The organism is Microcoleus sp. Pol11C3 (genome assembly GCF_036701485.1).
GTDB lineage: Bacteria > Cyanobacteriota > Cyanobacteriia > Cyanobacteriales > Microcoleaceae > Microcoleus.
Genome location: NZ_JAUBQW010000101.1, coordinates 1 through 23814 on the forward strand (window position 1 = coordinate 1; position 23814 = coordinate 23814).

Annotated in this window: 24 protein-coding genes; 13 read left to right on the forward strand and 11 right to left on the reverse strand. The window is 44.6% G+C overall.

Annotated features, from left to right (window positions below):
• Positions 1 to 696 precede the first annotated feature (696 nt).
• The 3 genes from QUA40_RS20505 (at position 697) to QUA40_RS20515 (ending at position 1881) form a co-directional block, all read left to right on the forward strand.
• Positions 697 to 906 (forward strand): DUF2997 domain-containing protein, encoded by a 210-nt coding sequence (locus tag QUA40_RS20505; RefSeq protein WP_333129224.1) that lies wholly within the window; start codon positions 697 to 699, stop codon positions 904 to 906.
• Positions 907 to 946: 40 nt separating this feature from the next.
• Entirely contained in the window at positions 947 to 1333 is a 387-nt protein-coding gene (locus QUA40_RS20510) for a DUF1257 domain-containing protein (RefSeq protein WP_333129181.1), read from the forward strand.
• A gap of 77 nt (positions 1334 to 1410) precedes the next feature.
• The gene (locus QUA40_RS20515) at positions 1411 to 1881 is read left to right on the forward strand and encodes a ferredoxin (RefSeq protein WP_333129183.1); all 471 of its coding nucleotides are present in this window, start codon (positions 1411 to 1413) and stop codon (positions 1879 to 1881) included.
• A gap of 95 nt (positions 1882 to 1976) precedes the next feature.
• Here QUA40_RS20515 and QUA40_RS20520 read toward each other — a convergent pair whose 3' ends face one another.
• The 6 genes from QUA40_RS20520 to QUA40_RS20545 form a co-directional block, all read right to left on the reverse strand.
• The gene (locus QUA40_RS20520) at positions 1977 to 2258 is read right to left on the reverse strand and encodes a YiaA/YiaB family inner membrane protein (RefSeq protein WP_332949608.1); all 282 of its coding nucleotides are present in this window, start codon (positions 2256 to 2258) and stop codon (positions 1977 to 1979) included.
• Positions 2259 to 2711: 453 nt separating this feature from the next.
• Entirely contained in the window at positions 2712 to 3791 is a 1080-nt protein-coding gene (locus tag QUA40_RS20525; RefSeq protein ID WP_333129186.1) for a hypothetical protein, read from the reverse strand.
• Positions 3792 to 3865: 74 nt separating this feature from the next.
• A complete protein-coding gene (locus QUA40_RS20530; protein WP_333129188.1) occupies positions 3866 to 4843 on the reverse strand; it encodes a hypothetical protein in 978 nt (325 codons plus the stop codon).
• A gap of 55 nt (positions 4844 to 4898) precedes the next feature.
• Positions 4899 to 5267 carry a hypothetical protein gene (locus QUA40_RS20535; protein ID WP_333129191.1) on the reverse strand — a complete coding sequence of 123 codons (369 nt, stop codon included), beginning with the start codon at positions 5265 to 5267 and terminating at the stop codon, positions 4899 to 4901.
• Positions 5268 to 5326: 59 nt separating this feature from the next.
• On the reverse strand, positions 5327 to 6028 hold the full coding sequence (locus QUA40_RS20540; RefSeq protein WP_333129194.1) for a hypothetical protein: 702 nt from the start codon (positions 6026 to 6028) through the stop codon (positions 5327 to 5329).
• 93 nt (positions 6029 to 6121) lie between these two features.
• On the reverse strand, positions 6122 to 6388 hold the full coding sequence (locus tag QUA40_RS20545) for a hypothetical protein (RefSeq protein WP_006634886.1): 267 nt from the start codon (positions 6386 to 6388) through the stop codon (positions 6122 to 6124).
• 254 nt (positions 6389 to 6642) lie between these two features.
• Between QUA40_RS20545 and QUA40_RS20550 the strand changes: the two genes are divergently transcribed.
• The 5 genes from QUA40_RS20550 (at position 6643) to QUA40_RS20570 (ending at position 9370) form a co-directional block, all read left to right on the forward strand.
• The gene (locus QUA40_RS20550) at positions 6643 to 6966 is read left to right on the forward strand and encodes a helix-turn-helix domain-containing protein (protein WP_172189318.1); all 324 of its coding nucleotides are present in this window, start codon (positions 6643 to 6645) and stop codon (positions 6964 to 6966) included.
• 15 nt (positions 6967 to 6981) lie between these two features.
• The gene (locus QUA40_RS20555; RefSeq protein WP_333129195.1) at positions 6982 to 7671 is read left to right on the forward strand and encodes an ImmA/IrrE family metallo-endopeptidase; all 690 of its coding nucleotides are present in this window, start codon (positions 6982 to 6984) and stop codon (positions 7669 to 7671) included.
• Positions 7672 to 7779: 108 nt separating this feature from the next.
• Complete coding sequence (locus QUA40_RS20560; protein WP_333129197.1) at positions 7780 to 8622, forward strand: YheC/YheD family protein; 843 nt, start codon at positions 7780 to 7782, stop codon at positions 8620 to 8622.
• A 62-nt stretch (positions 8623 to 8684) separates the two neighbouring features.
• Positions 8685 to 9104, forward strand: a complete 420-nt coding sequence (locus QUA40_RS20565; protein WP_333129199.1) for a hypothetical protein — start codon at positions 8685 to 8687, stop codon at positions 9102 to 9104.
• Entirely contained in the window at positions 9101 to 9370 is a 270-nt protein-coding gene (locus QUA40_RS20570; RefSeq protein WP_333129201.1) for a ParE family toxin-like protein, read from the forward strand. The genes QUA40_RS20565 and QUA40_RS20570 overlap by 4 nt, the downstream gene beginning before the upstream one ends.
• Before the next feature lie 66 nt (positions 9371 to 9436).
• Here the strand turns inward: QUA40_RS20570 and argS are convergent, their stop codons facing one another.
• Entirely contained in the window at positions 9437 to 11194 is a 1758-nt protein-coding gene (gene argS, locus QUA40_RS20575; protein WP_333129203.1) for an arginine--tRNA ligase, read from the reverse strand.
• A 349-nt stretch (positions 11195 to 11543) separates the two neighbouring features.
• Between argS and QUA40_RS20580 the strand changes: the two genes are divergently transcribed.
• The 3 genes from QUA40_RS20580 (at position 11544) to QUA40_RS20590 (ending at position 18004) form a co-directional block, all read left to right on the forward strand.
• A complete protein-coding gene (locus QUA40_RS20580; RefSeq protein ID WP_333129205.1) occupies positions 11544 to 11939 on the forward strand; it encodes a hypothetical protein in 396 nt (131 codons plus the stop codon).
• A 715-nt stretch (positions 11940 to 12654) separates the two neighbouring features.
• Positions 12655 to 14046: a malic enzyme-like NAD(P)-binding protein gene (locus QUA40_RS20585; RefSeq protein WP_333129207.1), complete on the forward strand. Its 1392-nt coding sequence runs from the start codon at positions 12655 to 12657 to the stop codon at positions 14044 to 14046.
• 115 nt (positions 14047 to 14161) lie between these two features.
• Positions 14162 to 18004 carry a PAS domain S-box protein gene (locus QUA40_RS20590; RefSeq protein WP_333129209.1) on the forward strand — a complete coding sequence of 1281 codons (3843 nt, stop codon included), beginning with the start codon at positions 14162 to 14164 and terminating at the stop codon, positions 18002 to 18004.
• Between the two features lie 23 nt (positions 18005 to 18027).
• Here QUA40_RS20590 and QUA40_RS20595 read toward each other — a convergent pair whose 3' ends face one another.
• From QUA40_RS20595 to QUA40_RS20605, 3 genes are all read right to left on the reverse strand, one after another.
• Positions 18028 to 18522, reverse strand: coding sequence for a GNAT family N-acetyltransferase (locus QUA40_RS20595; protein ID WP_333129211.1), 495 nt, complete (start codon positions 18520 to 18522; stop codon positions 18028 to 18030).
• A 93-nt stretch (positions 18523 to 18615) separates the two neighbouring features.
• Positions 18616 to 19212, reverse strand: coding sequence for a tRNA isopentenyl-2-thiomethyl-A-37 hydroxylase MiaE (locus tag QUA40_RS20600; RefSeq protein ID WP_333129213.1), 597 nt, complete (start codon positions 19210 to 19212; stop codon positions 18616 to 18618).
• Between the two features lie 38 nt (positions 19213 to 19250).
• A complete protein-coding gene (locus QUA40_RS20605; RefSeq protein WP_333129215.1) occupies positions 19251 to 21431 on the reverse strand; it encodes a tetratricopeptide repeat protein in 2181 nt (726 codons plus the stop codon).
• Positions 21432 to 21530: 99 nt separating this feature from the next.
• Between QUA40_RS20605 and QUA40_RS20610 the strand changes: the two genes are divergently transcribed.
• Positions 21531 to 22199, forward strand: coding sequence for a glycosyl hydrolase 108 family protein (locus QUA40_RS20610; RefSeq protein ID WP_333129218.1), 669 nt, complete (start codon positions 21531 to 21533; stop codon positions 22197 to 22199).
• Positions 22200 to 22279: 80 nt separating this feature from the next.
• On the opposite strand, the gene QUA40_RS20615 is transcribed toward QUA40_RS20610, so the two are convergent.
• Positions 22280 to 23377, reverse strand: a complete 1098-nt coding sequence (locus QUA40_RS20615) for a S8 family peptidase (protein WP_333129220.1) — start codon at positions 23375 to 23377, stop codon at positions 22280 to 22282.
• Between the two features lie 125 nt (positions 23378 to 23502).
• Between QUA40_RS20615 and QUA40_RS20620 the strand changes: the two genes are divergently transcribed.
• The coding region (locus QUA40_RS20620) for a helix-turn-helix domain-containing protein (RefSeq protein ID WP_333129222.1) at positions 23503 to 23814 on the forward strand (312 nt) is incomplete at its 3' end.

Here is a 23814-nt window from a genome sequence, read left to right on the forward strand (position 1 = left end):
AGCCTTATCTTTAGTTGAGTTTGAATATATCGGTCGCTCCTATTCATAGTTTGCGATCGATTATTCAGCAAGCCCTAGATAATCCTGCGTAATTCGATCGAATTTAGACTCAAAACATTGATAATCCAGAATTATTAATAAAAAATAATTGATAAGTAATTCCGCAGGAAAAACAGAATACCCAGAACCCCGACTTTTTTAAGAAGTTGGTATCTAAAGCGCGATCGTATTTTACGTTTACAAAACTTACGAACAGATCAGCCCAGAGGCATCTAAGTTTTACCGTCACTTTCGATAGAATTCTTGTGGGGTGTCCCGCCCGCCCGAAAAATAAAATTTAGATGCCCAACAGTTTACTGTAGGGCGAAGCACACGGCACTTTACCCTCGGCCTACTATCTCGGGCTCCATCCTCACTCCCCCAGGATCAATCCCAAATAGCCGTTGCTAATATTCGCGACTCATGTATGACTTGACTGATGTCACAATGTACGCGAAACTTTACATACAACTGATGTATTGCTTCTACTTATTAATAACTTATGTTAAGTTGTGACTCAAAACCTATCAATTCGTCAAAATTGATATAGCGCTTTGTCAGTCAGCCAACTCTCAAGAAGCTACTTCAGGAGGCATCGTCCCTGGCTTGCTGGTGTCGGTGTCTGATCTCACTATTCCTATTCAGTCAGCCCGGATTATGGAAACACTAGAGTTTGTGATCTATCCAGATGGCCGCGTACAGGAAACAGTCACCGGCATTGTCGGTGCTTCCTGTGCTGAGGTAACGGCTGCAATTGAAGCTCAGCTCGGCGTGGTGCTTCACCAAGAGTCAACATCTGAATATTTCACGCAAGCGCTGCATCAGTCAGCCGAAACGACGGCCCAAGTGGCTTTTAGCGATTGGTAATTTTTTTTGTTGAGTTCACTTAAATTTTTTTGGAATCACCATGTCACACTTTAGCCAAATTAAGACCCAGATCCGCAATTTGAATTCTTTGGAAGCTGCTTTAACTGACTTGGGTATCAACTGGAAGTCGGGCCCAACTGAGGTGCGTGGCTATCGCGGCCTAACCAGCACTGCTGAGGTGGTGATTGAGCAAAAAAACGGCTACGACGTAGGTTTTAGCTGGAACGGGACTGAGTATGAATTGGTGGCTGACTTGCAATTTTGGCAGCAAGCTTGGTCTGTAGACCGTTTTCTGAATAAGGTGACTCAGCGCTACGCTTACCATACTGTGGTGAATGAAAGCGCTAAGCAGGGTTTCCAAGTTTCTGAGCAAAAGCAAAATCAAGACGGTTCGATCCGTTTGGTGGTGCAGCGTTGGTGCGCTTAATAATTTTTCGAGATTTTTGCAATCTTGTTTCATCAAAGTCCGCCTGCGCGGACTTATTTACTATTGTGGGGGTCTAAATGTCTGAGATTTCTGGACTCGGAATAGATACAGCAATTGATCGCTCTGGTTTAGAGCCGGAGTTGGGAGGTTTTTTGCGGGATGCGCCCGATCGCTCTGGTTTGGAACCGGAGTTGGGCGGCGTTTTGCGCCAAAAAGGTGTCTATGTTGATGAGATTACCTGCATTGGCTGCAAGCACTGTGCTCACGTTGCTCGCAATACTTTTTATATTGAACCGGATTACGGTCGATCGCGCGTAGTTCGACAAGATGGGGATTCTGAAGAGTTGATTGCTGAGGCGATCGACACTTGTCCGGTGAATTGCATTCACTGGGTTGATTACACCGAACTCAAGAATCTGGAAGAGGAACGCAAGGATCAGGTGATTCCTGTAGTTGGTTTTCCGGTGGAGTATGCGACGATTCGGGCCCGTGGTCGCCAGCGGGAAAAAGCTAAATTGGGCGATCGTAAGTCCAAAGGTAGCCATTGAAATCCCCAATCAAAATCCACAGCTTGAAACCTGTGGCTCAAACAACAAAAACAGCCCGCGCGGGCTGTTTTTTGTATACATTGTATAACTCCAATTCATTTGAGAGGATGGTGTTCAGCGAGAATTTTCTCAACTCTAGCTTCGTCGATTCTGGCAGTTAATGTTGTTGCTTCGTTGTTATCGCGAATGGTTTTTGCTAAAGTAAAAGACGAGCCGACTGAAAAAGTTAAACCCATACCCATAAAAGCTTTTTGCCAGGGGTCTACCTGTAAATAAATGACACCTACAGTAGTTGCGGAAATGGCAACAATAAAAGAAACCCAGCACTGAAGTATCCAAGCATTAGTATCTTTTTGACGTATGATTTGTTTCTGCATAGTGCCTCTAGGTCAAATATATCTTTTGGTTGATTAACTTAAAGCATAGAGAGTGCGACTGAAGCGGTCAGGAGAGCAAGGGACAGTTTCGATAAGTGAACAGGGCGATCGAACTTTTGACTAAAAACTATAACGCTGTAGATAGGGTTTGAGGCTCAAGGAAGACTCGCAGCGAGTGGACAGTTTGAAAACTCCACTAAGGAAAGCCAGTTTTTTCTCAAAATAGCGTAATGCACCCAGTACGCACCAGGAGACGACCTGTGTAGTAAGCTTCTCCTAGTCTCGTGTTGCGCGGAGGAAAGTTTGTCTAGGCTCGGTTTCAACCGCCGACTTATCTTAAGCTGTTGTGCATTTAATTTTAACTGTTTATTGAAACTATTGTGGGGTAGGCTTCTAGCCCGCCCAGAATATTCCATTTAAACGCACAACAGCTTTTCTACTTATCTTACTTATCTACTTATTTTTTTGCTGAGTCTTCGCTTGTTCGATCGCAATTTCCCTCACAGCTTGGAAAGAACTCAAATTCGACGAACCCTCAATCGCCTTCACCGCCAAATCTTGCACCTGTTTCAAAGCAGAATCAAGCTGTTTCGACAAACTAGCAATGCGCTCATCTTGATTTTGAATTGTCTGCAACATCCCTTGAATTTGCAGTTCATAATTTTGTTTTTGCCCTTCAACATCTTTAGCAGACAAATCGGCCTTAACTTTAGCTTGATAATTGCCAATATTGCGGCCGTTATCTTTCCCATTCTTGATATTAGCTTCCAGTTCTTTCGGGAAAGCTTCCACCTTAGCTTTAACTTCTGCAGACAGTTTTTCCCGTTCCGAAATAGATTTTTCTCGTTCCGCCCACTGTTTCTCCTGTTCTTGCCGAAACTCTTCGATTTCTTGATACAGCCCTTTCTGGCGCTGTTCGTATTCTTCCATGTCCAAATCTCGCTGAAGGTTCAAATCGTAATCATACAACTCCTCATCCCGATCGCGATTTTTTTGATCATTCTCATTACGTTCTTTAACTGCAAACTTTTGCAATTCCTGCTCTTTTTCCCAAGCTAGTCGCAGTTCCAACAATTCCTGTTCAACAGTTTCGCGCTGTTCGCTGAGTTCGTTGGTAAATGTTTTCGCGCTTTCTTCGTACTGTTGAATTAAATTGTCCAGCGTATCTTCTGCAACATCTTCTAAACTGTGCAACTCTTGCAGTTGTTGAATTTCCTCGCCCACAGTGCGCCGCAATTCTTCGACTTTAGCAGCTTCCGAAGTTAATTTTTCAGACAACTCGCTGACAGCGCCACCAAAGCCAAATTGCAGCAAAATCAAATTGTCGATTGTAGACTGCATTTTTTGTGGATTTTGAGTTGAAGCCATTGGTTTTGGTGCTTCCACAATAGGTTTTTCTGGGACTGCTGTTTGCTTTGGGGAAGCGTTTAGCTGTTGGATTTGAGATTCTAACTGCGCTTTTTCTTGCGCTGCTTCCTTGTACGCTTCTAAAATTTCAGCCTTGGTGCTTTTGTCGCTAACTCTTTTGTTCATGGCTTTTCATTTGTTGATAATTGGGAATTTATCTTATTTCTCCGTAAGGTGGGCATTGCACACCTTACGGGGTTTTAAGCTTTGCTGGCAAAAGCTTTCATTGCCAAATCTTGCGCTTGCTTCATCGTGGATTGCAGTTGCGCGGAAATTTCGGCAATTTGTTCGGTTTGGCGCCCAATTGTCTGCTGTAAAGATTGCACTTTCAATTCATATCCCTGCTGGCTTCCTTCCCATTCTTTATCCACTAGATCTGCCTTGACTTTAGCTTCGCGGGAAACTTCTTGAATTGCTTCTTCTTTGGCTTTGACATAAGCCTGTTTAAGTTCTTCTTCAAATCCGGCGGCTTTCTTGTGATTATCTTCAAATTCAGCTTGATTGTCGCTGAGGACTTTTTCTCGTTCAGCCCAATTTTTATCTTTTTCGCGGGTAGATTCTTGCAATTCCCGTTCTAGTTTACGCTTTGTTTCTTCGTATTCGTCGGTTTGTATTTTGCGGGTTCGCTGTAATTCGTATTGATAATCGGCTGTTTCCTGCTGGCGCTTTTTAGTTATGAGTGCAGTTTCTTCTTGAACTCCTGCATCAAATTCTTGCTGTTCTTTTTCCCAAAGCTTGCGTTTTTGGGTCGTGTCTTTTTCAATGATTTCGCGCTGGTTGGCGCTGTTTTGTTCGAGCAGGGTCAATTTTTCTCGGTGCTCTTGAGTTAAAATGTGGAGGGCGTCTGCTACAACTCTGATTTGCTGCAACTCTTGCAATTGTGCCGCTTCAATTTCGATCGCGCGTTTTAATTCGTCTAATTTTGAAGATTCCGCCTTCAGTTTTTCGGAAAGTCCGCTGGTGATGCTTCCGAAATCTAATTGCAACTCAGCCAAGCCTTTGACGATGCTGTCTATTGTGTAGGTGGAAGCGACTTCGAGGAGTTGTTTGTTTTTGGCTTTTTCGGCTGACTGTTCTTTGGTTTCGACTTTGGATTGGATATTTTTTTTGTCTGCTAAAATCTGCTGAAAGTTTTGCAAAATTTTGGCTTTGCTATCCTTGGCAGTTGCGAGTGTCATAATGCTTTTTCTCCTGATTCTAACTTTTCGAGATTTTTGAGTGAGACGTTTTCAGTTATTGTGAGTTGCGAAGTTGGCTGAGAATGGCTTGGTATTTTATGGCGGCCTCGGATTTTTCTTCGGGATTGGCGCTGGCTAGAATTTTGAGAAGTTTCCAGCAGCGATCGCACCGATTTCCTTCCCAGCAGCCGCACTCATCAATTATACTCAAAAGTGTGCCTTTTAGCAATTGATTTTCGGCTAACAAAGCTCGGTAATTCCGCTGAACAGATTCGGCAACTAAAGTCATGTGTTGGAAGTCTTCGGTGAGACTTTCGATGTCATTAACTGCGTCTGCCCGAATTTGGTCTAGCAGCTCAAAATTCTCTCTCAAACGGCTTTCTTGCAGGTTTTGTTTGGTTTTAAGTTTCGTTAATTTCTTCATTTCACTCTGTTTTAACAGTTATGGTAAAGGCGCGGTTTAATCGCGCCTTTACAACAAACTTAGAACAAGTCAGCAGTTGATTTGTCTTCGGCTGGTGGTAGCGACATACCGCCGTTGGAATTCAAAGCCATAGCATCGCTTTCACCGCCAGCGTGAGCAGCCATCAAGCAGGCAACTTGCTGCGCCGGCAGATTATCTAAACACACCATAGCCCTTGTTCCTTCTAAGTCAATCATCCGCGATTGATTGCTAGAATCTGACAAAACTGCTGCGGCTTGGTCGATAACTGCCCAATCTCCGCGCTCGTTCCAAGACCATTTTAAGCTGTAGTAGTTGATCGGTTTGACTACTCCGCTTTCGTCTGGTTTTTGACCGGAATGCTTGACAAATTCAGGAACAAAAATCCCAGTTGCCGGCTCTACGCCGCGAGATTGAACTGATGCTACCAAGCGGTTAAAATCGTTCAAGCTGCGGTTTTTGATGTAGGTAACCATGACAACTCCTTGCGGCAGTTCGCCGGTTTCTGCTACAAACCACAGTTGACCCCACAGTGTGTGGGAAGTTTGACCGAGGGAACCGAAGAATTTGGAGAATTTGAGGATTGTCATGGAACACTTGGAACCGTAGTCGGTGTCGCCGATCGCCCACTGGCCACTTTGGCAATTGTTACGAACGGCGATCGGGATTTCTGGTACTAGCAAAGCATTGCTCGGTTTGGCACCAAATACTGAAAATGTGGGTCTTTCTTGTGTTTTAGTCATTGTTTTTTTCCTTATTTCTTTATTGCTGATTTACGGGGAATTGGTAATTGGTAATCCGTTAAATCTCGTACATTGCTCGTGGCAGAACTGCGATTACCTAATGAGATGTGTTGTCGCTTTTGGTTCGGGATAGGTATACTCAAGCATCGCCTCTTGTTGAGCTTTAATAATCCGCAGCGCGGCGAGCAAATGCTCTAACGTTTCTAGGTGCGCTGGGGTGAAATGGATGCTGAAGCCTTCGCCATCCCGCGCGTAGCCGGGACAAACCAGTGAGGCTGAGCTTTGTTCTTCGTGGGTGGCGATGTATAGCCAGTCATCGTCTTCGAGCTTGTAATGCGTGTCTGTCCAGGTTCTCAGCATTTGCGATCTGCTCCTCCTTATTTGCTGCGTACAAGCGTTTTGACGCCCAGCGCTTCTCACTCCTGGGAAGTTGACGACGCTATATATAGCGTGTGAGCTAGGCTCATTTGCACTCTTAACCCTACCAGTCAGGCTTCCTGGGTTGATCAAATCATCAACTAACTTCATGGTAGCCTGGGTTGATTTTCCCGTCAAGTGTTTTGTTGAACTTTTCATCAAAACAGGCTAGAATGCTTGTCAGGAGGCAAAAAACCGTGGAACAAACATTTGGAAGACTGATCCGTCAAGCTCGCAAGGACAAAGCTTACTCACAACGTGAGCTAGCTGCTATGCTAAGTGTGGATTTTACTTATTTGTCGAAGTTGGAGAACGATCGCGCGGATTATGCGCCAAAAGAGGACGTAATCCGAGCATTAGCGCGGAATCTAGACATAAACGAAGAGGAATTGATTTTCTTGGCGGGGAGGCTGCCGCAGCAGTACGAAGCGCTGCTGAAGCAGAATCCGAAGGAAATGCAGGCTCTTTTCCGCCGGATGCAAGAAAATCCAGATTGGCTCAAACAATCTTTTGAAGCGTAAGAGAGGCCCCTCATAGTGAGTATTTTTAAACCGTATTGCTTCTATCCCAAAGAAACGATCGAGCGTTTGGCAAATGACATCCTGATGCAGATGCAAAAAACGCAAAATTTTGCTCCGAGATGGCCTTTTGATGCGACAACGGTTGCTGATTTTCTGGATTTAGGCGTAGTTTGGGAGTGCATTGAGCCGGATGAAGAAGGTGCGATCGCGGCGAGGATTTTGCCGCAGCAGCGGTTAATCGAAATCAACGAACAGATTCTGGAAAAACCCCCAGGCTTCATCGAATCGACGATCGCCCACGAAATCGGTCACTGGGTGCTACACGTCAATCAAGACGAAGCAGACGGCACTGTGGAACAGTTGGAATTAAACTTGGGCAATGAAGAAAAAACCGCCCAGGATGTCGAGGAACCGTTTGTTTGTCGGGGTGCGAGTGCTGATAATAAGGTTTTGTCGATCGAATGGCAAGCGCAATATTTTGCAAGCTGTTTGTTGATGCCTCGGTGTATTTTGGAGGAAAAAAGACAGGGACGCGATTTAACTAAGTGGTCGCATTTATACAAAATGAGAGATGAATTGGGAGTGAGCATTTCCAATTTAACAAACCGCTTGCAAGAATTCGATTGGATTTACATTCCCAAGGGAACGCGCGAGATTTATGCCGGGAAAGATGCGGCAAACGGGCAGCAGCGGTTGTTTGGATAAAAGTGCGATCCTCTTCGAGGGCTGCGCTAACGAATTTGAGGTTTGAGATTGGGAAGCGATTCTCTAATCTCAAATCTTTAAAATTACTTTTTAATTAAGTTACATTTTATGCTAACCAATATTGAAATCCTGCTGGCAGCTTGTGAGGAATTAAATATCCCTTACGAAATCCTGCATTCTTCCCAAAACTTGATTAGACTCAAACAGGGCGGCGAAGAATATTATTTTGTCAATTACATGACGCCATTTAACAGCGCGTCAGTAGCAGAGATTTTTAAAGACAAAGAATATACTTATCAACTATTAAACGGCAAAATAAATACTCCCCGAACTCTCGGTTTTGTGTCGCCTCACGGCGAGGAGAAGTATAAAAAGTATTTGAGTTTCCCAGATATTGAATCAATAGTTTTAGAAGTAAACAAAAAATTAGCTTTCCCGGTGATTCTCAAAAGAAATCGCGGTGCTGGTGGCAACAATGTTTTTTTGTGTGAAACTAGAGAGCAAATTAAAGAAGCCATAGAAATTATATTTAACGTCAACAGCAAAGATTATGACTATGTGGCGCTAGCTCAAGAATACATCGAAATTGCCCACGAATATCGGGCTGTATTCTGCAAAGAAAAGCTAGTTTTGCTGTATGAGAAAGACAAATCTCAGGCTGAATTTGCGGGAAATTTAAGCCCGCTGCACTGGGAAGGTGCAAAAGCCAAACATATAATTAACCCCACTCTCATGTCGGAGATTGAAGATTTTGTTAAACCTGTTTTTGCGGAAATGGCGATTAATTATGCTGGGCTTGACATCGCGCTAGATAAAAACGGAGCATATTGGTTAATTGAAATTAACTCAAGTCCCAATTACGATATTTTTGTCAGAGATAACGATCGCCAAATTGTCGTAACAATGTTTAAAGGCATTCTGGATAGCTTGGTTGTTAACAAAACGCCGTAAATGCGGGATTTTAGAGATGGGCTACAATTAACTAAATCCCAATCTCAAAAAAAGTACAAGCTATGACATCACAACTTTTAGAACTAGAGGGAACGTGGGAAGAGATTCTCGCCCAAGCCGAAAAATTTGCCGATCACAGAGTCCGCATCATCGTTATTGCTAACGAAGATGAAGAAGCACTCCCATCTCCAGAAGAGAGCTTTCGGCAAGCATCGCTGGAAATAAAGACAGGAAAAACTAGACCTGTATCGGAACTGTGGGAAGGTATTGATGCAGTAATCGAGATGATGGAGTCTCTGCCAGAAACTTTACAGCAGCAAGTAGCAGAATACTTGCAAGACTATATCGAAGAATTAAAAGATGAGCTTCAATGGGACGAATCTTTCAAGAAAACGCAACCGCAACTTGTGGCTGCTGCCCAACGCGCCAAACAAGAAATTGCTGAAGGAAAGGCACAGGAAATGAAACTTAATGAGTTATGAAATCTGCCACCCTTCCTTCCTTTTGGGAAAAATACAATTCTCTTGACAGTAGAGTAAAAGAGCAAGCTAGAAAAGCTTATCGTTTCTGGCTAGAAAATCCCTTTCATCGATCTTTGTACTTCAAGTGCATCAACCAGGAAGAAAATATCTGGTCTGCGAGAATCACGCGCGGCTATCGACCAGTGGGGATTTTACAAGGAGATACCGTGACATGGTTTTGGATTGGAAACCACGATGATTATGAACGTTTTTTCTACTATGAATGAGCCAATATTTTCTCACTTCTTATCTTCAAAAAAACGCTGGCTCTTTCTTTATTGGCGGTTAAAAAATTACATTCTTTCCAATACCTTAATCCCCAACAACTCCAAACCTAACTTCAAAGTCCTCGCCGTCAAATCGCACAAAATCAACCGCGAAGTCCGCAACGGTTCCTCAGCTTTCAAAACCGGACATTGCTCAAAGAATTGATTGAATTTTTGACTCAATTCAAACAAATACTGACAAATCCGATTCGGCAACAAATCGCCGCCTACAGCATTTACAACTTCATTCAACTGCAATAAATGCTTTGCCAATACCAACTCGGCATCAGACTGCAAAATCACTTTCGCACCAGCATCTAAGTTATCGAAATTAATCTCACCTTTGCGGCGAATTCCCTGCACACGCACGTAAGCATACAGCATATAAGGAGCGGTATTTCCTTGCAAGGCGAGCATTTTGTCGTAACTGAAAATATAGTTGCTGGCGCGATTTTGACTTAAATCCGCATACTTAACGGCACTCAAACCAACTGTTCGAGATACGTTAGCAATGAATTCCTCAGTTTCTTGTCTTTCTTCGATTTTTAATCTCTCTTCCAAATCTTGGCGTGTGCGGACGATCGCCTCATCTAACAAATCCTGCAACCGCACTGTTTCCCCAGAACGAGTTTTGAGTTTTTTGCCGTCTTCTCCCAATACTAAACCGAAGGGAATGTGGACAATTTCGACATTTTTAGGAATCCAATTGGCTTTTCTAGCTACTGCAAATACTTGGGCAAAATGGTTTGCTTGTCCCGAATCGGTGACGTAAATTAAGCGCTTTGCATTGTCTTTTTGGATGCGGTAGCGCACGGCGGCTAAGTCGGTGGTGGCGTAATTGTAGCCGCCGTCGGTTTTTTGGACAATTAGTGGAAGTGGTTCGCCTTCTTTATTGGTGAAACCGTCTACAAAAACGCATTTTGCGCCGTCACTTTCTACTAGCAAACCTAGATTGGTTAAATCTTCGACTACTGCGGGCAATAATGGATTGTAAAACGATTCGCCGCGTTCGGTTAATTTGATATCGAGCAAGTCGTAGATTACTTGGAATTCGCGGCGAGATTGATCGCACAGCAATTTCCAGGCGCGGCGGGTGTCTTCTGCGCCTGCTTGCAGTTTTACTACTTCTTGGCGGGCGGTTTCTTTGAAGGTTTCGTCTGTGTCAAAACGCTGTTTTGCTTGGCGGTAAAATGCGACTAAATCTCCTAAATCTAGGGCGTCAGCGGTTGTGAGGGCTTCGGGGTGAACTTCGCGCAAGTATGCGATCAGCATTCCGAATTGGGTGCCCCAGTCGCCGATGTGGTTGATTCTGAGTACGTCGTGGCCTTGAAATTCGAGGGTGCGGGCGATCGCATCTCCGATGATTGTCGATCGCAAATGTCCGACGTGCATTTCTTTGGCTATATTCGGACTCGAAAAGTCGATCGCGATTGTCTGAGGCGTTTTCGCCGGTTCAATCCCCAAACGCGAGTCGGCGGCGATCGCACTAATTTGCGCTTCCAAATAAGCCGGTTTCAGCTTCAAATTGATAAAACCGGGCCCGGCGATTTCTGGGGTTTCGCAGATGTCAGTAATATCTAGGTTTTCGATGATTGTCGAGGCGATCGCCCGCGGCGGCTTTCCTAACTTTTTCCCCAAACTCATCGCCGCGTTGCACTGAAAGTCCCCAAAGTTGGGATTGCTGGCGGCGGCTAGCATCGGATCTGCACCTGCATAACTTTCGCCGAATGCAGCGGTGAATGCTTTTTCAAATTTTGCTTTTAACTGTTGGGCGATCGAGTTCATCTTGAATATTTTGATTGGATGTTTATTTTAAACTCTAGATTAAGCACTTTGTGCCAATAATACTCTTACTACTTAGGTAATTTCCCTCTGGTTCTCTTCCTCTGCCCCTCTGCCCCTCTCCTCACCTACTAGGAAATTTTGTACTTAGCTTTGAGCTGCTGATGCGATCAAAATCACTGGCCGTGATAACACAGAGTACATTTTATCACAGTTGCGATCGCTACACAAATTAAAAATTATCACATCTAGTCAATGATCTCGATCGCTAGATCATTTTGTTAAATCGCTTACATTAAGGTATGTTAAAATTTTTTCAATGCACCCAAAAATCCTACGAAAGGAAGTAGTTATGTTATCTCAACCTATTTTTGGCGATCGCTCTCTGACCCAAGCCTTTTATCAAGCAGTAATCGATCGCTTCTACGACGGTTTCAGTCTCTCCACCCAAGCACTATTACGCGAGTGTACCCTCGGCTTCGCCCCCTGTCCCGATGGAGTCAAAACCTTTTTCATCATCGCGCCGAGTCTGGATGCAGCAGAGCAACTAATGGAAAAAATGGACAGTATTTTGGAGCGAGTTGCGGAACTAATGGCTGGAGTCGGACAAGTTGCCCTGTGCATAGTTCCCCCCGGCAGCGAAGCAGAGCAACCTGTCGATCGGCAAAACTTAGAAAAAGTTCCCCCGGATTGTCTGGCTTGCAAATTCTTTACTATTATGTGTGCCGATGCTGCGGCCGATCGGTAAAATTAACAGTGAGCAATCAGCAACTAGCTGTGCTAAGTCCAACCTGTGCCTGTGCTGGCGCGGGGTAGATTGTCTGTTAGTTACAGTAGCTGAAATTATCGGGCAAAACCTGCAGGTAATTCGATCGTTTGCAAGGTTGCACTCGCAATCGTTGGCAAGTGTTAAACAAGCAGGCAAAATTTACATATCAAATGCCCGCTTCTCAGTCGATCTGATTTTTACCTGCTGGCTCCAACAGCCGTGCATCTACTTTTTACTTTCTCAATAAAGGCCACCAAAGAGCCGCATCAACTCTCCTGGGTGTCTAGCTTCAAAAGACAGCAGCAGAAATTAGGCGGTATCGCTGGAAAATAGATTTTTGCGAAATATCTGCTGATGTTCAGAATAAGCAGAAATATTCTCAAAAATAGATAATAGTTCCGCAGGTTGACATCATAAACCCGGTTTCTACCCGCGCGCTTAATATTCGCGGTTCCCTGGCAAATTGACAGAAAATAGGCTGTTTGTGGGAGAGTCACTAGCTAGAAAGAGAGCCAAGCTTTACTCAAAAAAAGATGAGTTTTCCAGCGACAACCCTGGCAGTGCAGAGCGATCGTACCACAGGCTCAGAGAATTTGTTAAAAATTTCAGTTGAAAATTTGAATTATTAAATTTTATGCCTAACATTGGGGATAAAATCTAAGATTGAAATTCTTAAATCGGAAATCAAGGAATCATGGTAAAACTGACACCGAACCCCAGCTTTAGTTTAACAATTCGGGTTGCTCTGCCGAACCAGCCGGGAATGCTGGCAAGAGTCACCAGCGCGATCGCATCTGTCGGCGGCAACTTCGGCCAAATCGACTTGATCGAGCAAACCCGCGCCACAACCGTTCGCGATATCACCGTCGATGCCTCCAGCATCGAGCATAATGAAGAAATAGTGCAAGCAGTGAAAGGACTGCCAGATATCAGAGTGATCGACGTGTACGATCGCACTTTCAACTTGCACCGCGGCGGAAAAATCAGCGTAGTTAGCAAAATTTCCCTCAAACGCCAATCAGATTTGGCAATGGCATACACCCCCGGCGTGGGCCGCATCTGCACTGCGATCGCCAATGACCCGCAACAAGTTTATAACCTCACAATCAAACAAAATACTGTTGCCATTGTTACCGACGGTAGCGCAGTTTTGGGACTGGGAAACCTCGGCCCTGCCGCAGCACTGCCAGTCATGGAAGGCAAAGCCATGTTATTTAAAGAATTTGCTGGTATTGACGCCTTTCCTATCTGTTTGAACACCCAAGATACCGAGGAAATTATTCGCACAGTGCAGAATATCGCCCCGGTTTTTGGCGGCGTTAACCTCGAAGATATTTCTTCTCCCCGCTGCTTTGAAATCGAAGCAAGATTGCGGGAAACCTTAGATATTCCGATCTTTCACGACGACCAACACGGCACTGCCATTGTCAGTTTGGCAGCATTAATTAATGCCTTGAAAATCGTCAAAAAAACCATCGCAGAAGTGTGTATCGTGATTAACGGAGCCGGTGCGGCCGGAGTTGCGATCGCCCGCTTGCTGCGTAAAGCAGGTGCACAAAACATCATCATGTGCGACTCCAAAGGCGTCCTCTCCGAAGACCGGACGGATATGAACCCAGAAAAACTAGAATTTGCCGTGCCTTCAAGCGGTACTTTGGAAGATGCGATCGCCGGTGCCGATGTATTTTTAGGCGTCAGCGCCCCCGGCGTAGTCACCCGCTCAATGGTGCGTTCGATGGCCGAGAATCCCATTGTTTTTGCAATGGCAAATCCCATTCCTGAAATTCAGCCAGAATTAATTATGGAAGATGCGGCGATCATAGCAACCGGACGTAGCGACTACCCGAATCAAATTAACAATGTTTTGGCATTTCCGGGGATATTTCGAGGTGCTTTGGACTGCAAAGCTGCCACGATTACGACCAGTATGTATTTGGAAGCAGCTTATGCGATCGCCTCTTTAGTCAGTCCTTCCCAGCTTGACAAAGAACACATTATACCGTCTGTTTTTGATGAAAGAGTGGCCATTGCTGTCGCCGGTGCAGTGCAGTTGGCCGCCCGATCCGAAGGTATTGCCCGCGATTAATTGAAATAAAAAGGAAGAAGGAAGTTATTCCTTCTTTCTTGCTGAGTGTGAAAAATCGCAGCAATAAACAAGATAATAAAGATATAATTAAATATCATCAGCCCAGCTATGTAAGATGCACAGCCAGTTACGAAAAGCTAAGCGGGATCGCTCACACCGCAAATTGTTACAACTCAGCCCGATCGGGCTGGCATTGTGCCGGACAGATGGGACTTTTCTAGACATAAATCCAGCTTTTGCACGTATTATCGGCCGCACAGTTGCAGAAACTCTTCACCTCAACTACTGGGAAATTCAGCAAACACAGTGCGCGGGCCGAGAAACATATCTAGAAAGTCAATCAAAAAATAGCTGCACGATCCCGTGCGAAGCAGCATACAAACATAAAAATAACCATCTCGTACCCGTGCGAGTTTACGAGCGGGCAATTGAAACAGGGGGAGAGTGCGCGATTTGGCTAAGCGCTGAAGAAATTTTTAATCTTGTGCCTAAAAATAGTGCTCCGCTGCAATCAGCGCCGCCGCACAGCAATTCACATCTGGAAAAATTGCTGACAAAGCAGACTGCCCAAGTGGAAAGAACTCAGAAACTACTCGAAGAAAAAATCGCCGAACTAGAACAGGCTCAAGAAAAATTGCGTCTCCAAAGTCAAATTATCGACAAAATTCAGCAAGCGGTGATTTCTACAGATATGGACGGCTCGCTCACCATTTGGAATCAAGCCTGCCAAAAGTTATACGGCTATGAAAATACTGAGGCTATCGGACAGCACATTTCTCTAATTTACCCGCCAGAACAGCACGAATTTTTGTTAGATCAAGTCATCAAACCGCTACAAGAAAAAGGCGAGCATGAAATAGAAGTTATAACACGCCGTAAATCAGGAGAAAATTTTTCTTCGCACCTGATGCTTTCGCTATTGAAAGACAAAACGGGAGAAGTTGTGGGGATGATTGGCTCTTTAACAGATCTCAGCGTTTGCAAAGCTTTAGAACAAGAATTAGCACAGAGACAAGCACTATTTGATGCCTTTTTTAAGGAGGCGCCGGCGGGGCTTTGCATTTTGGACTCGCAATTGCGGTACCTGCAAATTAATCAATTTCTAGCAGAAATAAATTGCCTGAGTCCAGCAGAGCACATCGGCAAGACTGTACGCGAAATATTACCGAATATGGCTCCAATTGTAGAGCCTTTGTACGCACAAATTTTGAGGACGAAACAACCCCTAATTAACATCGAGATGAGTGGTGACAATCCAAGACTGCCGGGGTTTGTCCGACACCTGACAGGCTCTTATTTTCCCCTGCTTGACAAAGATGGCGAGGCGATCGGCATCGGTGCAGTCGTAGTTGACATTAGCGATCGTAAACTTGCAGAAGCTGCACTGCAAAAAAGCGAACAGCTTTACCGCACTATGGCAAGCAACTTTCCTAATGGTGCGGTGATGCTGTTCGATCGAGAAATGCGCTACACCCTGGTAGAAGGTACAGAATTATCAGCAGTGGGGCTTTCCAAACAGTTGATGGAAGGCAAGACTATCTGGGAAGTATTCGAGCCTGATTTTTGCAGTGCTGTCGAGCCAAATTATCGGGCGGCACTGGCAGGAGAAACAGTTGTTACAGAATTTTTTTACAGCGATCGCGTCTACCTCGGTTATACTTTGCCAGTGAGAAACGAACGGCAAGAAATCATAGGCGGATTGCTAATGACTCAAAACATTACCGATCGCCAATTAGCAGAAGAAGCCCTCAAGGAAAGCGAGGAAAAATACAGGTGCATTGTCGAGACAGCAGATGAAGGAATTTGGATTATAGATGCCGAGGGTAACACTACTTTTGTCAACCAAAAAATGGCCGATATGCTCGGCTGCACAGCAGAGGAAATGATCGGGGAGTCGCTATTTGCTTTCATGGATGCAGAAGGCATGGCGATCGCCCAAGTCAATCTCGACCGCCGCAGTCAAGGAATTAGCGAACAGCACGATTTTAAGTTCCTTCGCCGAGACGGCAGCGACTTGTGGGCGATGCTTTCTACTAATTCCTTGACAGACAAACAGGGAGGCTATGTGGGCGCTTTGGCAATGGTTGCCGACGTTACCGATCGCAAGAAAACAGAAGCCGCATTGCAGCAGTCGGAAGCCAAATTTCGATCGCTCTACGAATTAACCAGTTTGCCTGTTTTGATGTTATATGAGAATGACATCTCCGATGCCAACACAGCCACCCTAAAACTATTTGGCTGCACTACCCCGCAACAGTTGTACGGCAAAAACCCAGGCAAACTGTCGCCTCCTTTTCAACCCAACGGCAGAGATTCTTTGAGCTTGGCTGACGAAATGATGGCTCTCGCGTTTGAGCGGGGAAACCACCGTTTTGACTGGGTTCATCAGCGCTTAGACGGTACTGATTTTCCCGCAGAAGTCGTGCTGACAATCATTGAGGTTGGAAATGAAAAAATAATCCAAGCAGTGCTCCAAGATTTAACTGATCGCAAACTTGCAGAAGAAACTTTAGTGCGATCGGAACAAGCGCTCAGACAACAAGCTCAGCGAGAACTACTGCTCAATCAAATTGCCAACCAAATCCGCACTTCTTTAGATTTAGACACAATTGTAGAAACCGCCGTTCAAGAAATTCGCAATCTGATGTACCTAGATTGGTGCATTTTCACTTGGTATCGCCCCAACAGCAATCCTCCGGTTTGGGACGTAACTTACGAAGCGAAGAATGCAGATTTGCCGAGTATACTCGGCACTTATCCTGTAGACTACAAATCTAGTCTCGCAGTGCGACTTATTTTGCAGCGAGAAATTCTGCGAATTGATGATATCAGCACTTTTGAAGATGTAAAATTGCGCGAACTTTTCCAGGCTTCAAAATTTCAATCCGTGCTGTCGCTGCCAATTCATACTGCTGCCGGCGATATTGGGGTGATTACCTGCTATCAGGCTATTTCCCTGCGAAATTGGAGCGAATCGGAAGTCGAACTGATGCAAGCAGTGGTGGCTCAAATTGCGATCGCGATCGACCACGCCGAACTGTACACCCAAACCCGCACAGCGGCTCGATTAGCTCAAGATCAAACTCAACAGCTAGAACAAACTTTGCACGAACTCCAACGCACCCAAACTCAATTAATTCACAGTGAAAAAATGTCGAGTTTGGGACAGTTAGTAGCAGGTGTGGCTCACGAAATTAACAACCCGGTTAATTTTATCTATGGCAATCTTAGCTACACCAGCGAATACACTCAAAACTTGCTAAAAATTCTGCAACTTTACCAGCAGGAATACCCGCAGCCAACCGCAACAATTTTAGATGCAAGAGAAGACTTTGAAATTGATTATGTTATTGAAGATTTACCGAAAATTTTAGCATCTATGAAAGTCGGAGCCGATCGCATCCGCGACATAGTTTTGAGTCTGCGGACTTTCTCAAGACTTGACGAAGCCGACATGAAAAAAGTTGACATTCACGAAGGCATTGAAAGCACGCTGCTGATTTTGCAAAACCGCCTAAAAAATAAACCCGAGCGCCCGACAATTAATCTGATTAAAGAATACGGCAAGTTGCCTTTAGTTGAATGTTATCCCGGTCAGTTAAATCAAGTATTTATGAATTTGTTGAGTAATGCGCTAGACGCATTGGAAATGGAGATGAAGAAATCCGATCGCACCACCAAAAATCTCGCAATTACGATTCACACCGAAGTAACCGACAATAACTGCGTTGCGATACGGATAGCTGACAGCGGCTCCGGGATGAGCGAAGATGTAAAAAAGCGCTTGTTTGACCCGTTTTTCACTACTAAACCCATTGGCAAAGGAACTGGCTTAGGATTGGCAATTTCGCACTCTATTGTAGTAGAAAAACACGGCGGCAAGCTTTATTGCAATTCTGTATTGGGAGAAGGTTCCGAATTTGCGATCGAGATTCCTCTGGTGCAGAAAAAAGATTAAACTTAGCGTGTAATTTTTAGTAATTATAGCTTTTTTATATCTAGATATTTTACGTAAACCCGATCGCACCTTGGCGTCTCCACACCAGTTGTCGGTAGATATCCGCTATTTTCGTACATTTGCACAGCTTCTTTGAGAATGCTAGCAGTTTCTATCCAGATTTCCTCAAAGCCGCGAGCGATAATTTTACTTTCCAATTCTTGCAGTAAAAATTTCCCCAAACCTTGTCCCCTTGCTGCTGGCAAAATATACATTTTGCGAATTTCCACAGCATTATTTCCGCGCTCAATCGGATAGTAAGCCGCCGTACCCACTATTTGATCCTGCCGTTCAACTACCCAAAACTCGCCGCCTTTATTGTGATAATGCAGTTCTACATCATAGACATCTCGATCGGCCCCGTGAGGTTCACATTTTAAACCGTACTCTGCTAAAACATCCCTAATTAAATAGAACGCCTCCGCGCGATCGCGCGTTTCCCAGGAACGAATTAAAAAATCCAGATGTTGGGTTTTCATTGGTGGTTGCAACTTAATATTTATTGGTTGACTTTAGCAACTGTAAACTTACTATTTTTTTGGTGTTTGACAGTTTTAAAATGCAGCTAACTTTTAACTGTGAATTCTGGGTTCAGGATGAAGAATTGCCAGTAACTCGCTCTCTACTAATGATAATTCCTCCAGCCTGTCAATCACAAAAGTGCGATCGAAATAAGTTGTTGCCAAAATCCAATATACTCCATAATGGCGCGCTTCCGAAGCCATCAAACTGCGGTAAAACTTAGCTAATTCCGCGTCGGGACAGCGATCGCCCAGCAGCCCCAACCGTTCGTGACTGCGCGCTTCTATCAAACCAGAAACCAACAAAGAATCCAAAAGTCTCTCCGGTTCCTGCTTGCGAATTTGACCGGACAAACCAGCACCGTAGGGAGGTGCGGCCAAAGGGCCTAAAGCAATGCTGCGCTGTTCTAACCGCTGGTTGACTTGCTCGAAATGCTCTAATTCTTCGCGGGCGATCGCCGTTAGCATCCTCACCAATTTTTCCCGGGCTGGGTAGCGAAACATTAAATTTAACGCTACTCCCGCCGCTTTCCGTTCGCAGTGAGAATGGTCTAATAAGATTGTATCCAAATGGGCGATCGCCTGTTCCACCCAAGCTTCCGAAGTCGGTTGTTTTAAAAACTTAATAGTTGGCTGTGTTGAAGTCATTAGTCATCAGTTATCAGTCATTTGTCATTAGCCATGATTTATGCTATTTTACACAATTTTTTAAACACCGCATACATATCTCCAGCAAACTTTTTCGGATTCCACAGCGGCGACAAATTGGCTGGATCTTTAGATTTCACCAACTGTGCTTTAATTGCATTTCTCAATTCACGTTCTTTACCCAATTTTACACCCACTTCCACATATTCCGACCAAGACCAAGCCACACCAGTTTCAATTCCCAAAGTCTGCAAAAACGAATAACCCATTCTCGACAAAAATTGCTCTCCTGTGCGAGTCACCACTGGCAGATTAAACCACAACGCCTCTAAAGTGTGAGTTCCTCCGTTGTAAGGATAAGAATCTAACAAAACATCGGCCAGCAAATAGATAATTCTGTGTTCTTCCTCAGTAGCAAATCTCGGCAAAAACTTTATTCGGTGCCGGCCGACTCCTGCAGCTTCGCAAGCTTGGTGATACGCACCCTCAAACACTGCTGCATCGCCTAAAGCTTTGTGAATTAAGATACTGTTCGGCACTTGTTTGAGAATCGCAATTTGTGCTTTTACCAACTCGCGATTAAATTTTCTGCCGGGAGCGACGCACAGATAAACTATTTGATCCAAACCGATGCGGTTCGACTTTCTCAAGGCCACCGGATCGACTCCATATCTCTGAAAACCTGACACCGCTACAAAGGAATCCGGCATCCTAATTAGCTGCTCGTCATAATATTTTTCTCGCTCGGCTGGGTGCGAGTGCCAGTCTGTAAGAAAGTAATTTTCTGGCGATATGTAAGGCGCATCAAATCCGAGCCAAGAAACACAAACTGGTGCGGGTCTTTGGTAGAGAATGTCAGCGTGAACTGGTACGCTGAGAGAATCTAATTCGACTAAAACGTCCAATTCATCTTGCTGAATTTGAGCGATTATTTCTGCAGAATTGGCTAGTCCGTTCGGGTACGTTTTCGGAAAAGTCAGTTTTCCCAAACTTTCAAATTGCTGAGTGCGATCGTCAGGCACAATTCTTTCGGAAGCGTACAAATACAAATTGGGTGTGATGTCGGACAATTCTCGAATGATGTCAGCACTGCACCAACCTACAGAATGTCGGCTGAAGTGATTGGACAAAAAGCCTATTTTTAACTTGCCACCAAAAGCCGTTGGTTTGAAACTGTAATTGGCGGGTTGAGAAAAATTAGGTTTGATACATTGGGCGATATACTTTTGGGCAATTAATCGGTAAAGTTTTGAGTTGGTCGCCAAGTCATCTCGCAAATAAGGCGTGCTGAATAATAAGTTTGCATAAAGCGATTTAATTTCTACTGAACTAACGGTTTCTAAGTTGTGCTGCAAGTACGACTCTATCTCTAAAAATCGCTCGCCCGCAATTTGATTCAATCCCGATACTTGATAGGTGCTGACGAAGTAAATCGCCGTCATAATTGGATCGGTTTCGGCACACATTTGGCTGTATTTGTGAACGGCTTGCCGCGCGGCTGCTAAATCGCTAGTATCTCTGAGGATGCCGCACAAATGTTGGTGAGCGGAAATAAAATCGGGTTTAATTTCTAGGGCTTTTTGAAGGTTGGGTATTGCGTCTTTAAATTTGCCCTGGTTCCGCAAAACTATGCCAATTTGACAGTATGCTTCGGCTAAATCGGGTTTGAAAGCGATCGCCTGCTGCCATGCAGCCACAGCCTCATCTAACTTCCCTTGCCGTGCTAATTGATCTCCCAAATTTAAGTGAAAATCTACCTGAGCAAGATGCGGATTGAGTTCGAGAGCTTTTTGCTCGTATGCTAACGCTGCATCCGCCTGCCCCTGCTGCTTCAGTGCCCCTGCCAAATTCCAGTAAGCAGCAGCCAAATTTGGTTTAAGTTCGATCGCCTTTTCGTAATTGACAATCGCCTCCACCAAATGCCCTTGTTTGTAGAGCATACTGCCCAAATTAGCATAAGCCTCAGCAAAATCGGGATTCAGGGCGATCGCCTCAGAATAAAACCGCATCGCTTCCTCAATGTAGCCGCTTGCTTGCTGCACATTGCCCATTGTCACGTAAGCCGCCGCCCAATCCGGTTGCAATTCCAGAGCTCGGCGACAAGCAGCGACGGCTGCTGCTAAATTGCCTTGAGAGTAATAGGTTTCTGCAACGACTGTCAGCGATGCAGCATCTTCAAATTGGGGTGTTTCGGATTGATTGCGGAAATCGGAATTCATTTGGCGGCCTATCTGTGCTATCAAGTTAAAGGTTGAATCTATATTATTTTGCAGAGTAGCAGTTTTAGCGGAACTACGGGCGATCGTCACAGAGAATTTATGAGCGACAAGCAAGCGACACAGCGCCAACATAACATCAAGTGGAAACCAAACCTCCTGCTGGGGATACTCTTGTTAACCTTAGCAATCCCCTTACCCTTTGCCCAAAAGACTTTCGCACAGCAGCAGCAGACAGCCAGCTTTCGGCAGAAATTATTTCAAACTGCTCTTTATTTCACCCTATATTTTGAGGGTGGATTCAGCAATCACCCTGCCGATAAGGGCGGCAGAACTTATCGGGGCGTCTTGCAAACGGAATACAACGCCTACCGCTACAGTCGTGGGCTTCCGCCCCTCGACGTGACGCAGATGTCGGAAGCAGAGCTCCTAGAAATTTATAAATATTACTGGGATTCGAGCCTCTCGGAAACGATGCAGCCGGCTTTGGCGATCGTCATGTTTGACACGGCCGTTAATTTCGGTATTAATAATTCTATTACCTTTCTCCAACAAGCTTTAGGATTGCCCCAAAGCGGCGTTTTTGACTCGCGCACCAAGCAAGCATTGAAAGCTGCTAACAACAAAAATACGGCGTTGCAAATGATTAACGAACGGATTATTTACCGCTACAAACGGGTGCAAGAAGATCCGAGTCAGATGGCTTTTTTCCGGGGTTGGCTGAGTCGCGATTATAGTTTGTGGGGCTATGTGAATAAGATTAAGAATTAAGCAGGGCTGATTCATTTTCTCCAAGTTGTAGTAGTCCCACGACAGGAGTTGAAACCCTTGTCTCATGAACCAGATTGATCCTATCCTGTCAACCCATTCCGATTAGCTGTTGTCGTCAAAATGTACTCAACTTGAGCCGGAGTTAAAGTCGGATTAGCATTCAAAACTAAAGCCGCTACACCAACTACTTGTGGCGTTGCAAAAGACGTGCCAGTTAGGGTGTCATAGGTGCTATAGGGAGTTGTAGAATAGATGTCTACTCCCGGAGCAACTACGTAATTCAAAGGTGTAGAACCCGCACCGTTCGAGGTGTCAGCCATCCTGCCGTTTATATCAATACTACCCACGGCAATTCCCCAGCGATCAGCATTACGAGCTGGATAATCAGGTTGACTAAAACCAGAATTTCCCACTGCTATCACCACAACAGAGCCTTTGTTATTTGCATACTCAATGGCGTCATTCACCAGGTTGGAAGGGTAAAACTCATTTCCAATACTGAGGTTAATTACATTTGCTCCATTATCAGCAGCATAGCGGATTCCAGCAGCAACATTATTCCACTCACCGTCACCAAAGGCGTCCAACACTCTGACAGGCATAATCTTGGCATTGTAGGCAACTCCTGTGATGCCAAAATTATTTCGTTCCGCCGCGATCGAACCTGCTACGTGAGTGCCGTGACCATCAGGATCTAGATCCATTGGGTAGTTGTCGTTATACAGAAAATCCCAACCCCGAATATCATCAATAAATCCGTTGCGATCGTCATCAATGCCGTTTCCAGCAATTTCCCCAGGGTTCCGCCAAATATTGTCATCCAAGTCAGGATGGTAGTAGTCAACACCACTATCCACGACAGCTACAACAATGCCATTTCCTGTAATGTTTTGATTCCAAACTTCGGGCGCATTTATAGCGTCTACCCCCCAATTATTATCGCTAAAATTAGGAGCATCAGGGAAGAGAGCTGAGCGGTTCAGGGCGCGGGAAACTGCGGCATTTGCATTCACCAAACCGTAGCCATAATTAGTATTATAAACACCGTTAGGTGTTGTAATATCTGGCACTACAGGAACAGAGGTTGCAGAAAGAGTCAGGTTGTAATTGGTAGAGCCTGAGTAGCTAGAGACTTGGACATAGTATGTCCCTGGAGACAGATTGGATAAACTAATCACATCCGGGATGGTGCCACTCTCTTGAGAGTAGCCAATACTTTCACCAAAATCAACTATAGCAATCCTAAATCATTATCAAGACTATGATACAATTATATGCAATACTTGATTGTGACAATAAAACCATGAATAACTTACAACTGCCACAAAAAGATAGGGAAAAAGAAATAGATTGTTTAGAATCTTTCATTAAAAGTGATATCGATGCCAGAGAACTAAAACGAGCAATAGCTGTAAAGATGGCGGTTTCAGGTAATATATACCATAAAATTAGCAAAAGTTTGGGTGTAAGTAAGTTTTTTATTGGTTATTGGAAAAAGCAATTTAAAACTAAAGGCATCGCCGGACTCAAACTAGGACATAAAGGGTCAAAAGGGTATTTAACGGCTCGACAAAATACTGAAGTAATCGAGTGGTTAAAGAATAAAGAATATTGG

Bases quoted from the DNA above. Each gene is read 5' to 3' on its own strand.
- QUA40_RS20505 (WP_333129224.1), top strand. From the start codon at position 697: ATGGAAACACTAGAGTTTGTGATCTATCCAGATGGCCGCGTACAGGAA.
- QUA40_RS20510 (WP_333129181.1), top strand. From the start codon at position 947: ATGTCACACTTTAGCCAAATTAAGACCCAGATCCGCAATTTGAATTCT.
- QUA40_RS20515 (WP_333129183.1), top strand. From the start codon at position 1,411: ATGTCTGAGATTTCTGGACTCGGAATAGATACAGCAATTGATCGCTCT.
- QUA40_RS20520 (WP_332949608.1), bottom strand. From the start codon at position 2,258: ATGCAGAAACAAATCATACGTCAAAAAGATACTAATGCTTGGATACTT.
- QUA40_RS20525 (WP_333129186.1), bottom strand. From the start codon at position 3,791: ATGAACAAAAGAGTTAGCGACAAAAGCACCAAGGCTGAAATTTTAGAA.
- QUA40_RS20530 (WP_333129188.1), bottom strand. From the start codon at position 4,843: ATGACACTCGCAACTGCCAAGGATAGCAAAGCCAAAATTTTGCAAAAC.
- QUA40_RS20535 (WP_333129191.1), bottom strand. From the start codon at position 5,267: ATGAAGAAATTAACGAAACTTAAAACCAAACAAAACCTGCAAGAAAGC.
- QUA40_RS20540 (WP_333129194.1), bottom strand. From the start codon at position 6,028: ATGACTAAAACACAAGAAAGACCCACATTTTCAGTATTTGGTGCCAAA.
- QUA40_RS20545 (WP_006634886.1), bottom strand. From the start codon at position 6,388: ATGCTGAGAACCTGGACAGACACGCATTACAAGCTCGAAGACGATGAC.
- QUA40_RS20560 (WP_333129197.1), top strand. From the start codon at position 7,780: ATGCTAACCAATATTGAAATCCTGCTGGCAGCTTGTGAGGAATTAAAT.
- QUA40_RS20565 (WP_333129199.1), top strand. From the start codon at position 8,685: ATGACATCACAACTTTTAGAACTAGAGGGAACGTGGGAAGAGATTCTC.
- QUA40_RS20570 (WP_333129201.1), top strand. From the start codon at position 9,101: ATGAAATCTGCCACCCTTCCTTCCTTTTGGGAAAAATACAATTCTCTT.
- argS (WP_333129203.1), bottom strand. From the start codon at position 11,194: ATGAACTCGATCGCCCAACAGTTAAAAGCAAAATTTGAAAAAGCATTC.
- QUA40_RS20580 (WP_333129205.1), top strand. From the start codon at position 11,544: ATGTTATCTCAACCTATTTTTGGCGATCGCTCTCTGACCCAAGCCTTT.
- QUA40_RS20585 (WP_333129207.1), top strand. From the start codon at position 12,655: ATGGTAAAACTGACACCGAACCCCAGCTTTAGTTTAACAATTCGGGTT.
- QUA40_RS20590 (WP_333129209.1), top strand. From the start codon at position 14,162: ATGCACAGCCAGTTACGAAAAGCTAAGCGGGATCGCTCACACCGCAAA.
- QUA40_RS20595 (WP_333129211.1), bottom strand. From the start codon at position 18,522: ATGAAAACCCAACATCTGGATTTTTTAATTCGTTCCTGGGAAACGCGC.
- QUA40_RS20600 (WP_333129213.1), bottom strand. From the start codon at position 19,212: ATGACTTCAACACAGCCAACTATTAAGTTTTTAAAACAACCGACTTCG.
- QUA40_RS20605 (WP_333129215.1), bottom strand. From the start codon at position 21,431: ATGAATTCCGATTTCCGCAATCAATCCGAAACACCCCAATTTGAAGAT.
- QUA40_RS20610 (WP_333129218.1), top strand. From the start codon at position 21,531: ATGAGCGACAAGCAAGCGACACAGCGCCAACATAACATCAAGTGGAAA.